Origin of the sequence: Duganella rivi, assembly GCF_009857435.1 — a bacterium.
In the GTDB taxonomy this organism is placed as follows: domain Bacteria; phylum Pseudomonadota; class Gammaproteobacteria; order Burkholderiales; family Burkholderiaceae_D; genus Rugamonas; species Rugamonas rivi.
The window spans coordinates 760,903-775,026 of the sequence record NZ_WWCK01000004.1 but is presented as its reverse complement, the minus strand read 5'-3'; the positions used below and the strand labels follow the sequence as shown (position 1 = coordinate 775,026).

Genomic DNA, 14,124 nt, shown 5'->3' with positions numbered 1-14,124 from the left:
GTTGTCGTCCTTATGCGAAGGCTTGCCACACCAGCCACGCATTGGCGCTGGAGATCACGGCAAACAGGAACCAGGACAGCGCCGTAGTCCACCACGCATTGACGTGGCTGCCCATGATGCGGCGCTGCGCGGTCAGGCTGATCAGCGGGTACATGGCAAACGGCAGCTGCATGCTCAGCACCACCTGGCTTAGCACCAGCAGCTTGCCGACCGAGTGTTCGCCCAAGGTCAGCACGCCGATCATGGCCGGGATCAGCGCCAGCCCGCGTGTGAGGGCGCGCCGTTGCCAGCATGGGATCTTCATTTTCAGGAAGCCTTCCATGATGACCTGGCCGGCGATGGTGCCGGTGAAGGTCGAGCTTTGGCCAGAGGCCAGCAGCGCGAGGCCAAACAGAATCGCCGCCAGTGCGGTGCCGGCCACCGGTTCCAGCAAGCGGTAGGCTTCGTCGATGTCGAGCACGCGGTCGGTGCCGGGCTCGTGGAAGGCGGCCGCTGCCAGCACCAGAATGGAGCCGTTAATCAGCAAGGCCAGCAGCAGCGAGACCACGGTGTCGATGCGCGACAGGCCAATCGCCTGGCGCTTGGCGTGGTCGTTATTCGCCACCACGCGCGTTTGCACTACGGACGAATGCAGGTAGAGATTGTGCGGCATCACGGTCGCGCCGAGGATGCCGATAGCGAGGTACAGCGGCTCGCGCGAGGACAGCGCGCTCAGGGACGGCACCAGTCCTGCGGCCACCGCATTCCAGTCCGGCTTGACGAATACCAGTTCGGTGAACAGGCAGATCGCCACCGTCAGGATCAGGCCCAGCACGATGGCTTCCACTTGTCGGAAGCCTTTGCCTTTGAGGCCCAGCACGATCATGGTGTCGAGCGCAGTCAGCGCCACGCCGACCGGCAGCGACACGCCCAGCAGCAGCTTGAACGCCAGCGCGCAGCCCAGCACCTCGGCCAAATCGCAGGCGATGATGGAAATCTCGGCAAAGCCCCACAGCGTCTTGCCGACCACCGGCGGGTACTGCTCGCGGCAATGCACCGCCAAATCCTTGCCGGTGACGATGCCGAGCCGCATGCTCAAGCATTGCAGCACGATAGCCGCAAGGCTGGACAGCACCACCACGAACAGCAATTGATAGCCAAACTGCGAGCCGCCTTGAATCGCCGTCGCCCAGTTGCCCGGATCCATATAGCCGACCGAAACCAGCAAGCCGGGGCCGGCAAAGCGCAGGATTTTCTTCCAGAACGGATCGCTCTCCGGCACGGCGACGGTGCCAGCGACTTCAGAGGGGCAGAACGGCGCGGTGGCCGTGGTGGGCAGCTTGAAGGGGAGGGAGAACATAGGCATCCTGCAAAAAGATGCCTAAATTCTACTTTAGAAAGAGAGACAAGTCCCTCTGTCATTGCGCCGGGCTTATTCCGGCTCGGCGCCGTGGCACTTTTTGTACTTCTTGCCGCTGCCGCAAGGGCAGTCGTCGTTGCGGCCGACCTTCGGTTCTTCGCGCTTGACGGTTTCAACACCGGCTTTGCGCAGCGGCAGCCAGAATTTGTAGATGTTCGGCAGGTTGGCTTCCAGTTCCAGGCCCAGCTTGTGGGCTTTGACTGGATCTTCGACCAGCGCCAGTTCTTCCTCTTCGATTTCGTCGGCGCCCAGCAGGTAGATAGGACGCATCAGGGCGGACTGCTCCGAATCCCAGATCGGCTGCCACGAACCCGGACGCAGTTCCATGCCTTCCCAGAAGCCCCAGCACCATGCTTCGGCGTTGATCAGGGTCTGGCCTTCGTGCTCGTGTTCGACGAACAGCGGCTCGAATTCCTTCGGCGCCACTTCAAACGTCACCAGCACTTCGTTCATGAAGCGCATGATCAGGTTGATGATGCGCTGCTCTTCTTTCTCGTGCTTGAATTTCGGGACGTCGGTATCTTCCTTGCCCCAGACTTTCTTCAGCCATTCGGCCGGCATGATGGCTTCCGGGCCGATGGCGATAGCGGTCAGGTAACCGTGGAGCATGTCCATGGTCATGGCGTCTTCAGGGGTGCGATCGGACAGCAGGAAGTTGTCCAATTCGTCGAATTCTTTGTCGCTCAGTGGCTGATCGAGTTGCATATTTTGCTCTTTTTATTTCGGGGAATACGACAGTATACACGCCGCGCCCCGTACAATGGCGGCTATGACTGCACCCCACCCATATTCCGCGTTGAGCCCAGACTGCGTGCTCGACGCCCTCGACAGCATCGGACTGCGCGGCGACGGCCGCCTGCTGGCGCTGAATAGCTACGAAAACCGTGTGTACCAAGTCGGCATCGAAGACGATAAGCCGCTGGTAGTGAAATTTTATCGTCCCGGGCGCTGGAGCGATGAGGCCATTCTCGAAGAACACGCCTTCACCGACGAACTGGCCGCCACTGAAATCCCGGTCGTGCCTGCACTGGCGTTGAATGGCCGCACGCTGCACCACTACCAGGGCTTCCGCTTCGCCGTGTTCACCCGCCACGGCGGCCGCGCGCCCGAGCTGGGCGATCCAGCCGTGCTGGAATGGACGGGGCGCTTCATTGCCCGCATCCACGCGGTGGGATCGGTAAAGCCGTTCCAGCACCGTCCCGCGCTGGACATCGCCACCTTCGGCACCGAGCCGTGCGACTTCTTGCAATCCAACGGCTTCATCCCGCTGGACTTGAAAGAAGCCTACGCCAGTATCGCCCAGCAAGCGCTGGACGGCGTGCGCCGCTGCTACGACCGCGCCGGTGAACTGCCGGCGCTGCGCCTGCACGGTGACTGCCACGGCGGCAACGTGCTGTGGACCGACGCCGGCCCGCACTTCGTCGACTTTGACGATGCGCGCATGGGCCCGGCCATCCAGGACTTGTGGATGATGCTGTCCGGCGAACGCTCGGAGCAAGTGCGCCAGATGGGCGACATCCTGGCCGGCTACGAGGACTTCTGCGAATTCAACCCGCGCCAGATGCACTTGGTGGAAGCGCTGCGCACTCTGCGCCTGATCCACTACTCGGCATGGCTGGCGCGGCGCTGGGACGACCCGGCCTTCCCAGCCGCCTTCCCGTGGTTCAACACCCAGCGCTATTGGCAAGACCGCGTGCTGGAGCTGCGCGAGCAAGTCGCGCTGATGGACGAGCCGCCGCTACCGGTTTGAGGTAGCGGAATATGCAGCGCTAGGCCTTCACGGCGCGCATTTTGAGAACACGCGAGATCTGCTGTTTGCTGAATCCGGTGCCCTGAATGTAGGGCACGCATTCGTCGGGCACAGTGTAGGACTCCTGCACGGCGTAGTTGCCGATGAAGCGGTAGCGGTCGCTATCCTGTCGCAAGAACACCGGGATGGCCTCGGTTTGGCGCGCCAGCGTGCTGCCGGCGGCGCGGGCCGCGCTGCCGCTATTGCAGACGATGTACTCGGGCGCCAGCGGATTCAATTCCGCGCGCAGGCAGGCCGCGACGATCTTGCCTTGGCGTGCAGGTAAAAACGATTCCTTGTTGCCGCCAACCACGGCGTGGATATTTTCGCGGCTGTATTCTTTGTTGAGTTCAAACATAATTTCTCCGTTCATCAGCGCAGCGGCTTGCTGCGTGCGAACAGTACGATAGTGTTTTCGCCGTAAAAGTAGTGTCAATTTTCTTGGTCGGCTTATCAATAATGCGTAAATTCAGCGTTTCAGCGGACGCTGCTATTTACGATAAATTTACTGCGCGGCGTAGCATCTTTATAAAACCTTTAGGCGGCCGGCGTTAAGCTTTCAGTTGGCTTAACGAAGAGGTACGCAGTGATGTACGACGAAACTTTCGATCCACGGCGCAGCGACGACGGCTGCGAAGAATCGCTTGCAGTGCAACGCTTGCTGCGGGCGCAGCGCAAGTCCTTGCGCGCCGGCTATGTGGTATTCGCGGTGATCGCGCTCAGTGCCAGCATGCAACTGCTGATTGCTTGCCTGTACAGCCAGTAAAGCAACCTGAGAATTGGCGGGTTTTTCCGCCTCTTCTCACGGTTAGGATTGCTTGTGGGCTACATGATAATGAGAGCTCAGAAATCCACCTGTGAGAACTCTCATGAACGACACCGACCTGCTCCCGATCCCGATGGTCTCGCTGCTTGATGCAGAGGAACCGGCCGCGATGCCGCGTGCCGCGATGGAGATGAAAGCGATCCAGGAAGCCATCGCCCGGGTGGAAGCCGAAGCCAAGGCCGCTTGCGCCGCCGAGAGCCGCGCGCACGCCGAAGCGCGCGCCCGCGCGCTGGCCGAAGACCGTGCCGCAATGGATGCCGCTGCGGCAGCAGTGGCGCTGCAAAATGCGCAGGCGTCGGAAGAGGCGATTGCCGCCAACAAGGAGCGCCTGGAATCGCTGCGCGCCGCTGCGCAGGCCAGCGTGGCCCGTCTGGACGCGGTCAAGCTGGAAACCGCCGAGCTGCGCGCCCGCGCCGAGGCGGACAATCAAATCCGCAAGGCTGCGGAAGAACGCGCCAAGGCCGAAGAAGAAAACCGCAAGCGCGCACACGAACACATCGCCACCGAAGCGGAACTGGCCGAGCAAGCGTCGCGCGCCGCCGCAGAACTGCAAGCACAAACCGAACACGCCCGCTTGCAAGCGGCTGAACGCGTCGCCGCGGTGCAGGCTGCCAAGGAAGAGGTGGTTGGCATCGCTTCTGCCGATGCGCGCGTCGCCACGCTGGCCCGCGAGCGCGAGCGTCATGCCGCTGGCGCGCGCCTGACCGCGCAGCAACTGGCCGAGGCCGAGGCCGAAGCGCTGGAACTGACCAAGCAGCGCGAGCGCGCCGATCAGGTGGCGCTGGAAGCGGCCTTCAACCGTTCCGCCGCCGAAGTGCGCGCACTTGAAGAAGCCCGCGCGCTGGCGCACCTTGAGCAGGAGCGCGAGCAGATCGCGCAAGCCAAGGCCGAATCCGAGCGCAGCGCCGCGCAATCGCTGCGCCTGCGCCTGCAAACCGAAAAAGAAATCCGTGACGCGGCGATTCACCGCGAGCGCATGGAAGCCGTGGCTGCCGCCAGCGCGCAGGCGCGCCGCGAAGCCGACGCCCGCATCATCGCCGCCACCGAAGCGCGTATCGAAGTGGATAACCAGCTGCGCGCCGTGGCGCTGGCCCGCGTGCAAGTGGAAGAAGAAGCCGAGATGGCGACCCTGGCCAAGGTGGAAGCGGAAGCCGAAGCGCTGGAGCAAGCCAAGCTGCGCCAGGCCGCCGATCAAGCCGCCGCCGAAGCCGCCCGCGCCGACAGCATGGAGCAGCAGCGTGCTACCGATCTGGCGAATGAGCGCGCGGCGTTGTCGCGTGCGGCAGCGGAACTGGTCGCCGCTCAAAACGCCGCCGAGCAGGAAGAAGTTGCGACGCTGGCCCAGCACGTGGAAGCGCAGAATGCCGCCAACGCCGTGGCCGCGCAGCGCGCCGAGCAAGCTGCTGCGTTGCTGCAAGCGGAGCAGGCGCGTGCGGCCGCCGAGCAGCAAGCCATCGCGTCGTTGAAAGAAAAACTGGAAGCCGAGCAGCGTGCTACCGAAGCGGCGCAACAACGCGTGGCCGCCGAGCGCGCGCAGACCGAGGCCTTCCGCCAGCAGCGCGAAGCCGACCAGCGCCTGGCCGACGCCGCCAATCAGGAAGCCGAAGCGGCGCGCGTGATGGCGGCGCAGGTGTCGGCGGAAGCCGAGCAGAAAGCCATCGCTGCGCAAGCGCTGGCGGCGCAAGCCAGCCTCGCCGTGGAACTGGGCGTGGTGCATGCAGAGCGTGCCCGCGTGGAGCAGGAGAAGGCGGCCAAGGCCGAGGAATTGCTGCAAGCCGAGCGTGATTTCGTGGAGACCGAGCGCAAATCGCTGGCGCTGATCGACCAGAAGCTGACGCAGCAGCGCATCACCACCGCATCGGAAGTACGCGCGTCGCAAGCGATTGCCGGCCGCCTGGAAGCGGAGAAGGCCGTGGCGGCCAGCGCCCGCCAGCGTGCCGATGAAGCGCAGGCTGAAACTGAAGCGATGCATCAGCGTGAATTGGCCGAACAAGCCGCAGCCCAGGCCGCAGCCGACAAGGCCGCCGCACAGAAAGCCTTGCTGGAAACCGCGCAAGCGCACGCGGCGATGCAGCGCAAAGTGGCCGAAACCACGGCCGCGATGACCGCGACCAAACAGAAATTGCTGGAACTGGAAACCCGCCGCCTGGCCGCAGCGCAGAAAGTGCTGGTCTCGGTGCAGGCCAAAGTAGCGGCGGAAGAAGCGCTGGCCGCAGAAAGTGGCACCGTCGTCGCCACGCTGGATGATGCGCGCGCCCGCAAGGAAGCGGCCCGCCAGCCAGCACCAGCCGAAACCACCAAAGCCGTCTGGCGCGCCCGCTAAAAAACCGGGGTCAGTTCTGCCAATCGGACACGGGCTCTACCGTAGCGGTCGCTACGGTAGAGCCCGTGTCCGATTGGCAGAACTGACCCCGGATTAGAAGCTGTAGCCGACGCCGATCAGAAACAGGTCGGCATCGCGGTGGTAGTCGGTGACCACGCGGTTCCATGAGACTTCGGCTACCACTTGCTTAGACCAGTGGTAGCGGCTCGCCACGCTCACCAGCCCCGAGCGGTGCGAACGCTGGCCCTCGCCATCCGGCACGCGGATGTTGAAGTAGGGGCCGGCCCCCATGCCCAATTCCACTTTGGGATTCAGCGAGCGGATCAGCCACAATTGCGTGGCCACGCCGTTGCGCTTGCTTTGCGCGGTATTGCCTTCATACAGCGCCGTCAACGTCCAGTCGACGTAACGCCCCACCGCGCGCCGGTATTCCAGCGCCGCAATCGCCGTGGTCTCCGAACTCAGGCTGTTGGTGATGCCTTGGCCCGCCAGCACGGTGACGGCTTCATCGGTCGCCGGCCCCTCCAGGTGCAGCTTGTCGCCCTTGACGCCGTTGAACTGGTAGCCCACGCCCAGCATCAGCGAGGTGGTCGCGTCCTTGCCGCTGGGGCGGATGCGGGTCACCATCAGCTGGTTGTACCAGCGGCTGTCCGGGTAGTGGTAGGTGAGCTGCGCGCTGTAGATCGGCGCCCAGCCGTGGTCGTTGGTGTAGCGCGCGCCGGTCTTGCTGTGCAGGTCGACGGTGTCGAAGTAGTAGTAGGCGCCGATGCCGGCGCCGAAGCTCCAGCCCGGCTGCTGGTTATTGCTGCGGAACCACACTTGGCTGCCCACGCCGTCACGGTGGTGGCCCAGCGGGTGGCCTTCGTTCAGGTAGACCAGTCCCAGCGCGAGGTGCTCGTTGACAGGGTTGAGGTAGGACGCGCCAGCGCTGAAGGTGACTTCGTCCGCCTCGCGCACGCGCAGCGTGCCGCCGTAAGCAGTCACTTCCTGCGCAGAAGTCCAGCCGGCCGCTGCCAGCGCCACGGCGGCAAAGAGGGTACGTTGCATAGTGGAAGCTCCGGTAAAACGGCGAGTCTACCGGAAATCAACTCACGACGCCTCACGCCTGTGTAACAGCGTGTTTTATGGCTGAGGTGTGACCTTGGTGATGTAATACTCGGTTTCACCGAAGCACTGGGTCGGCACGCCTTTGTGCTGGGCGTAGCTGAGCACCACGCGCTTGCCGGTGGCGGCGGTCAGTTCCTTGGCCACCTGCGGATCGCGCACGCTGAACTCGAATTTCTCCGGGATCGCGCCCGGCATCGAGGTCAGCAGGATTTCGCCTTCCCAGGTTTTGCAGATCCAGCCGCGGGTCGAGAATTTCTGCAGGTAGCCGGCGCGCTCGCCTTCCGAGTACGAGATGTGCAGCATGGCCCAGGTGTAGGCCGCCATCAGCAGCAGGGCGACGGCCAGCAGGCCGATGAAGTACACGAAAATGCGCTTAGGAGTGGTCATAGGGGTTCAGAGTTAGGCAACGTTTCTTATCTTATCACGCCGCGTGCAGCCGTTTGTGGCGCACCGACGACCATAGCGACACCACGATGAACGCCACGCCCGACAGCCCGGTGAACCACTCCGGGATGTGGTATTTCACACTGGCCAGCATGATGATGGCCAGGATGCCGATGGCGTAGTGCGCGCCGTGCTCAAGATAGACGTACTCGTCCAGCGTGCCTTTGTGCACCAGGAACACGGTCAGCGAGCGCACGAACATGGCGCCAATGGCCAGCCCCAGCATGATGATCACCACGTCCGAGGTAATCGCAAACGCGCCGATCACGCCGTCGAAGCTGAACGAGGCGTCCAGCACCTCCAGGTAGAGGAAGCCGCCGAAGCTGCCCTTGGCCACGCTGGCCACCACTGGCGCCACGCCCGCTTCGGTGATGTCGTCCTCGTCTTCCGGCTCGTCTTCTTCCAGCAGGCTGCTGATCCAGCCCACCGCCAGGTAGACGATCACGCCGACCACGCCGGCGGTCAGCACTTTATATTGCTCGTCCGCGCCGACCAGCGACACGCAGCCAAACACTGCCGCCAGCGCCAGCAGCACCGACAGGCTCTCGGTGCCGTGCTGGCCCAGTTTTTCCTCGATCCAGCCCAGCCAGTGCAGTTCTTTCTGGTCGTCGAACAGGAAGTTGAGGAACACCAGCAGCAGGAAGGCGCCGCCGAAGGCCGCCACCTCGGCGTGGGCGCCGGTCAGGTGGCGCGAGTATTCCTCGGGTGTGGTGGTGGCCATGTGCCACACGTCGATCAGGCCGAGGCCGGTCGCCATGGAGACGATCAGCAGCGGGAAGATCAGCCGCATGCCAAACACGGCCACCAGGATGCCGACCGTCAGGAACAGCTTGCGCCAGAATTCGTTCCAATGGCGCAACACCGAGGCGTTGACCACGGCATTGTCGAACGACAGCGACACTTCCATGATGCCCAGCACCGCCGTGATCCATAGCGCCTGCGCCAGGCCGCTGACGCCGCCATGGTTGTAGCCCCACCAGCCGGCAAGGGCCATGAGGATGAAGGTGACGGCAAAGGAGATTCGGAAGTGCTGCATCGTTGTCTTTGTGGAAATAAGGGAATAAGGTGAATTTTATAATACTTGCTTCCGCCGCTGGGGAGGGTTCTGCCATAATGTCGCCACAAAAATGCAAAGGACTGCCTCGATGGACATCGCTTATCTCGTTACCCCGCTGATTACCTGGATCACGGTCGGCCCGATCAAATTCCTGATTAATAGCGCCAAGGCGCGCAAATGGGCCTTTAATCTGGTCGGCAACGGCGGTTTTCCGAGCAATCACAGCGCCGTGGTGTCGAGCATGGCGACCCTGATCGCGCTGCGCGAGGGCATCGGCCACCCGGCCTTCGGCGTGGCGGTCACGCTGTGCTTTATTGTCATTATTGATGCCAATAGCCTGCGCCAGCACGTCGGCAAGCAGGCCGCCGCCATCAACCGCATCGCCAAGGAAGACGGCGGACACAAGTGGCTGCGCGAGCGCATGGGCCACACGCTGGTGGAAATTGCCGGCGGCCTGACCACCGGCATCATCATCGGCAACATCATCCACGCCATCTTCGGCCGCGGCTAAAACTGTCCGCGTGGGGCCGGACAGTGTCCGGTTCCGCACATTCCCGCTTTACCGTTCATCCCCGTATTTGGCGTTTCAGCCACAAAATTTACCGTTCGTCGCACTGTGGTTGACCTGATAATGTCGGTCAAGGATACTCTGCGCCCTGTAGTCTGGCTCATTCTAAAAGCACCTCGACGTGCCACTTTCTGGAGAACTTTATGTTGCGCAAAACCCTTCTAGCTCTTGCCATTGCCTCTGCCCTGGTTGCATGCGGCAAATCAGCCAAGGAGCCTGAAAAAGCCGCCGCCAGCGCTTCTGCCTCAGCTTCCGCAGCTAAAGATGCGCCAAAAGTGACATTGCAGATGTCGCCGGAAGACACGCTGACCATTGAATCGAACGCGCTGGCGTCCGGCCCGGTGATTACCGGCTCGATCCAGCCGGAGCGCCGCGCCGACCTGCGCGCCGAGGTGAGCGCGGTTGTAGTTCAGGTACTCAAGGAGAATGGCGAAACCGTCAAAAAAGGCGACGTACTGCTGCGCCTCGACGAAACCGCCATCCGCGACAGCCTGACCTCGGCCGACGAAGCCACCCGCGCCGCCGAACAAACGCTGGCCCAGACCCAGCGCATGTACGAGCGCCAAAAAACCCTGCTGGCGTCCGGCATGGTGTCGACCACCGCCATGGAAGACGCCGAAGTGCGCCGCAACAACGCCCAGAGCGACCTGGCCGCGGCGCGTTCGCGTTCGGTGACGGCGCGCCAGCAACTGACCCGCACCGTGGTGCGCGCGCCGTTTGACGGCATTGTCAGCGACCGTAAAGTGTCGAACGGCGATACCGCCCAGGTCGGCAAGGAGTTGATCAAGGTGATCGACCCGAGCAGCATGCGCTTCGAAGGCATGGTCTCGGCCGACAAGATCGGCGTGGTCAAGACCGGCCAGCCGGTGCTGTTCCGCGTGAACGGCTACCAGGGCCAGAGCTTCACCGGCAAGATCAAGCGTGTTGATCCATCCGCCAACGCCGTCACCCGCCAGGTGGAAGTGCTGGTGGATTTTGCTGATGCGACCCGTCCGGGCGTAGCCGGCCTGTATGCCGAAGGCCGCGTCGAAGCGCAGACCACCTCGTCGCTGATGGTGCCGCCATCGGCGCTGGTGCAGGCGGGCGACAATAATTATGTGTGGCGCGTCAAGGACGGCGTGCTGGCCAAGGTGCCGCTGACCATCGGCACCCGCGACGAGCGCAGCGGCCGCTGGCAGGTGCTGAGCGGCCTGAACGCCGGCGATATGGTGGTGCGCGTGCCGGCCTCCGGCTTTAAAGACGGCCAAAAAGTGACCTTGACCGCGCCGAAAGCCGTGGCCTCGGCCTCGGCCGGCAAGGTCGCAGAAAAATAATCAGGAGCCCCAGCCATGTTCTTATCGGATTTTAGTATCAAGCGGCCCATCGCCACGATCGTGCTGATCGTTGCGATGATGTGCCTAGGCCTGATGGCGCTCAACAAGCTGCGCGTCAATCAGAACCCGGACGTGGAAGTGCCGTTCATCGTGGTCAATATCCCGTACCCGGGCGCGTCGCCGGAAACGGTGGAGCGCGAGATCGTCAACCGCCTGGAAAAATCGCTGCAGTCGATTACCGGCGTGACCGAACTCAATAGCACGGCGTCGGAAGGCGCGGCCAGCATCTTCATCAAGTTCACCTTCACCAAGAACTTGATCGAGGCGTCGGACGAGATCCGCAACGCCATCGCCGCGGTGCGCTACAAGCTGCCGACCGAGATGCGCGAGCCGATCTTGCAGCGCATCGATCCATCGGCGCAGCCGGTGATGCAGATGGCCCTGTCGTCCAGTTCGCAAAGCCACGCCGAGATCTCGCGCCTGGCCGAGGACAAGCTGGCCGACCGCTTCCGCAGCATTGACGGCGTGGCCTCGGTCAACATCGACGGTTCGCTCAAGCGCGAGCTGAGCGTGCTGCTGAAGGCCGAGAAACTGCGCGAGTACAACGTCTCCATCGGCGACGTGGTCAATGCGTTGCGCAACCAGAATACCAACGCGCCGGTCGGCAAGGTGCGCGGCGACCTCGACGAGAAAAGCATCCGCCTGGTCGGCCGCATCGAGCGCCCGGAAGAGTTCCAGCAGGTGGTGGTCAAGCGCAACGGCAACGAACTGGTGCGCCTGTCGCAAGTGGCCACCATTCAAGACGGCTTTGCCGAAGTGAACAGCCTGAGCGTGCGTTCCGGCAAGCCGAACGTGGGTATCTCGGTGACCCGCTCGCGCGATGCGTCGACCGTGACCGTGGCCCGCAAGATCAAGGCCATGGCCGAGGAAATGCAGAAGGAAATGCAGCCCGGCACCAAGCTGGAAATCACCCAGGATGACGGCGAGAACGCCGAGAGCAGCCTGGATAACGTGATCCACGCGCTGGTGTTCGGCGCCGGCCTGACCATCTTCGTGGTGTACGCCTTCCTGAACTCGTGGCGCTCGACCCTGATTACCGCGCTGTCGCTGCCGACCTCGGTGCTGGCGGCCTTCATCGGCGTCTGGCTGTGCGGCTTCACGCTGAACTTCATGACCCTGCTGGGCCTGTCGCTGGCGATCGGCGTGCTGATTGACGATGCGATTGTGGTGCGGGAAAACATCGTGCGCCACATGCAGATGGGCTCGGATCGCCGCACCGCCGCGCTGAAAGGCACGGCCGAGATCGGCATGGCGGTGGCTGCCACCACCTTCTCGATCATGGCGGTGTTTATTCCGGTGGCCTTCATGCCGGGCATCACTGGTGAATGGTTCCGTCCGTTCGCACTGACCGTGACCTGCTCGGTGGCGGTGTCGCTGCTGATCTCGTTCACCCTGGATCCGATGCTGTCGGCGTTCTGGGGCGACCCGCCGGGCCACCACGACGCACCGCGCAAGGGCCTGGAGAAGTACTTCGCCAAGTTCAACGTCTGGTTCGACCACCAGGCTGACCGCTACGGCAACGTGATCGAGTGGGCGCTGCATCACCGCCGTTCGATGGCTGTGATCGCGGTGGCGACCTTTGTCGGCGCGCTGATCCTGCAAGGCAAGTTCGGCGGCGCCAGCTTTGTGCCGGCGTCGGACTGGGGCACCATTGCGATTGACGTGCGCACTCCGTCGTCGAGCTCGCTGGAATACTCGCGCCTGAAACTGGAAAAGGCTGCCGTGATCGCCCGTTCGATCAAGGAAACCAAGGAAACCAATAGCTACGTCAACCTGAGCGGCGGCCGCATCTACGTCGACATCGGCAAGAAAACCGAACGCAAGCGCGGCGCGGTGGAAGTGGCCAAGGAATTGCGCGAGAAGCTGGCCGGCCTGGTCGGCGCCGAGTACACCGTGCTGGACGACCTGAGCAACGGCGCCCGCAAGCCGGTGCAGATTGAATTCACCGGCACCGATTCGCGCAAGCTGATGGAAATCACCAACGCCTTCATGGATCGCCTGCGCAAAGTGCCGGGCGCGGTGGACGTCGGCTTGTCGGAAATGGATCCGAAGGACGAGCTGCAAATCGAGCTGAACCGTGGCCTCGCCAACTCGATGGGCATCGCTGCTGGCGATGCGGCGCAAGCATTGCGCGTGGCGTTTGCCGGTATCGAAGTGGGCGACTGGGTCGACCCGACCGGGGAGTCGCGCGACGTGGCCGTGCGCCTGGCGCCGGAAGACCGCACCAGCGCCGAGAACATCGAGCGCCTGCCGATCTCGGTGGCCGGCACCAGCCAGATGGTGCCGCTCGATCAGATTGCCCGCGTCACCATGGGCAAGGGCCCGTCGACCATCAAGCACAAGGATGGCAAGCGCGTGATCTCGGTCAGCGCCAACGTCGAAGGCCGCTCGCCGGGCGAAGTGACCACCGACGCCATGAAACTGGTCAAGGACATCGACTTCCCACCGGGCTACGGCCTGGCACTGGGCGGCGCCGGCAAGGACATGCAGGAAGTGTTCGGCGCCATGGGTATCGCGCTGGTGGCCGGCGTGGGCCTGATGTACCTGATCCTGGTGATGCAGTTCGGCTCCTTCTCGGCACCGATCGCCGTGATGCTGTCCTTGCCGCTGTCGCTGATCGGCGTGGTGGTGGGCCTGCTGCTGACCAACAGCACCATCAATCTGATGAGCTTGATCGGCGTGATTATGCTGATGGGCCTGGTGGCCAAGAACGCCATCCTGCTGCTGGACGCTGCGCGCAAGCGCGAGGAAGAGGGCTATGGCCGCGAAGATGCGCTGATGTACGCCGGCCGCATGCGCCTGCGTCCGATCCTGATGACCACCTTTGCGCTGATCGCCGGCATGCTGCCGGTGGCCATCGGCCTGGGCGAGGGCGGCGAGTTCTATCGTCCAATGGCCATCGCCATCATCGGCGGCACCATTACCTCGACCCTGCTGACCCTGTTGATGGTGCCGACCTTCTACGACAGCATCGAGATCAGCAAGGATCGCATGAATGCCAAGTTCAGCCGCCGCGCGGCACGCTGGACAGCCGCGCCGGCCCTGCTGGTGACCATGGTCGAGGCGATATTGACGCTGGTGTTCGTGCGCTTCATCTACCGCATGATCATGAAGGCGGTGTACAAGCTGACCGGCCGTGGCGGCCCAAGCGCACCGCCGCCGGCCGAGATGTTGGAGCAAGAACGCAAGATTGCTTAAAAGTATTTTTAATTAAGCACAAGAAAGGGCCTTCGGGCCC

General features: G+C 63.2%; 12 protein-coding genes. 6 read left to right on the top strand and 6 right to left on the bottom strand.

Annotated features, from left to right (window positions below):
* Positions 1–10 precede the first annotated feature (10 nt).
* A complete protein-coding gene (locus GTP45_RS16035) occupies positions 11–1,339 on the bottom strand; it encodes an Nramp family divalent metal transporter (RefSeq protein WP_161014836.1) in 1,329 nt (442 codons plus the stop codon).
* A gap of 72 nt (positions 1,340–1,411) precedes the next feature.
* A complete protein-coding gene (locus GTP45_RS16030; protein WP_161014835.1) occupies positions 1,412–2,104 on the bottom strand; it encodes a UPF0149 family protein in 693 nt (230 codons plus the stop codon).
* A 55-nt stretch (positions 2,105–2,159) separates the two neighbouring features.
* Between GTP45_RS16030 and GTP45_RS16025 the strand changes: the two genes are divergently transcribed.
* Complete coding sequence (locus GTP45_RS16025; protein WP_161014834.1) at positions 2,160–3,149, top strand: serine/threonine protein kinase; 990 nt, start codon at positions 2,160–2,162, stop codon at positions 3,147–3,149.
* Between the two features lie 19 nt (positions 3,150–3,168).
* Here GTP45_RS16025 and GTP45_RS16020 read toward each other — a convergent pair whose 3' ends face one another.
* On the bottom strand, positions 3,169–3,546 hold the full coding sequence (locus tag GTP45_RS16020; protein WP_161014833.1) for a glycosyltransferase family protein: 378 nt from the start codon (positions 3,544–3,546) through the stop codon (positions 3,169–3,171).
* Positions 3,547–3,777: 231 nt separating this feature from the next.
* Between GTP45_RS16020 and GTP45_RS16015 the strand changes: the two genes are divergently transcribed.
* Together GTP45_RS16015 and GTP45_RS16010 are read left to right on the top strand one after the other, a co-directional pair.
* Positions 3,778–3,954, top strand: coding sequence for a hypothetical protein (locus GTP45_RS16015; protein WP_161014832.1), 177 nt, complete (start codon positions 3,778–3,780; stop codon positions 3,952–3,954).
* A 103-nt stretch (positions 3,955–4,057) separates the two neighbouring features.
* Complete coding sequence (locus GTP45_RS16010; RefSeq protein WP_229258482.1) at positions 4,058–6,337, top strand: coiled-coil domain-containing protein; 2,280 nt, start codon at positions 4,058–4,060, stop codon at positions 6,335–6,337.
* Between the two features lie 93 nt (positions 6,338–6,430).
* On the opposite strand, the gene GTP45_RS16005 is transcribed toward GTP45_RS16010, so the two are convergent.
* The 3 genes from GTP45_RS16005 to GTP45_RS15995 all read right to left on the bottom strand — a co-directional run bounded on the left by GTP45_RS16005 (position 6,431) and on the right by GTP45_RS15995 (position 8,924).
* The gene (locus GTP45_RS16005) at positions 6,431–7,384 is read right to left on the bottom strand and encodes a hypothetical protein (protein ID WP_229258481.1); all 954 of its coding nucleotides are present in this window, start codon (positions 7,382–7,384) and stop codon (positions 6,431–6,433) included.
* 75 nt (positions 7,385–7,459) lie between these two features.
* The gene (locus GTP45_RS16000; protein WP_161014831.1) at positions 7,460–7,831 is read right to left on the bottom strand and encodes a DUF8785 domain-containing protein; all 372 of its coding nucleotides are present in this window, start codon (positions 7,829–7,831) and stop codon (positions 7,460–7,462) included.
* A 34-nt stretch (positions 7,832–7,865) separates the two neighbouring features.
* Positions 7,866–8,924 (bottom strand): DUF475 domain-containing protein, encoded by a 1,059-nt coding sequence (locus GTP45_RS15995; protein ID WP_161014830.1) that lies wholly within the window; start codon positions 8,922–8,924, stop codon positions 7,866–7,868.
* 109 nt (positions 8,925–9,033) lie between these two features.
* Here GTP45_RS15995 and GTP45_RS15990 point away from each other — a divergent pair, with 109 nt between their 5' ends.
* The 3 genes from GTP45_RS15990 to GTP45_RS15980 all read left to right on the top strand — a co-directional run bounded on the left by GTP45_RS15990 (position 9,034) and on the right by GTP45_RS15980 (position 14,084).
* Complete coding sequence (locus tag GTP45_RS15990) at positions 9,034–9,456, top strand: divergent PAP2 family protein (RefSeq protein ID WP_161014829.1); 423 nt, start codon at positions 9,034–9,036, stop codon at positions 9,454–9,456.
* 200 nt (positions 9,457–9,656) lie between these two features.
* Positions 9,657–10,826, top strand: a complete 1,170-nt coding sequence (locus GTP45_RS15985) for an efflux RND transporter periplasmic adaptor subunit (RefSeq protein ID WP_161014828.1) — start codon at positions 9,657–9,659, stop codon at positions 10,824–10,826.
* A gap of 15 nt (positions 10,827–10,841) precedes the next feature.
* Positions 10,842–14,084, top strand: a complete 3,243-nt coding sequence (locus tag GTP45_RS15980; RefSeq protein WP_161014827.1) for an efflux RND transporter permease subunit — start codon at positions 10,842–10,844, stop codon at positions 14,082–14,084.
* The last annotated feature ends 40 nt before the right edge of the window (positions 14,085–14,124 follow it).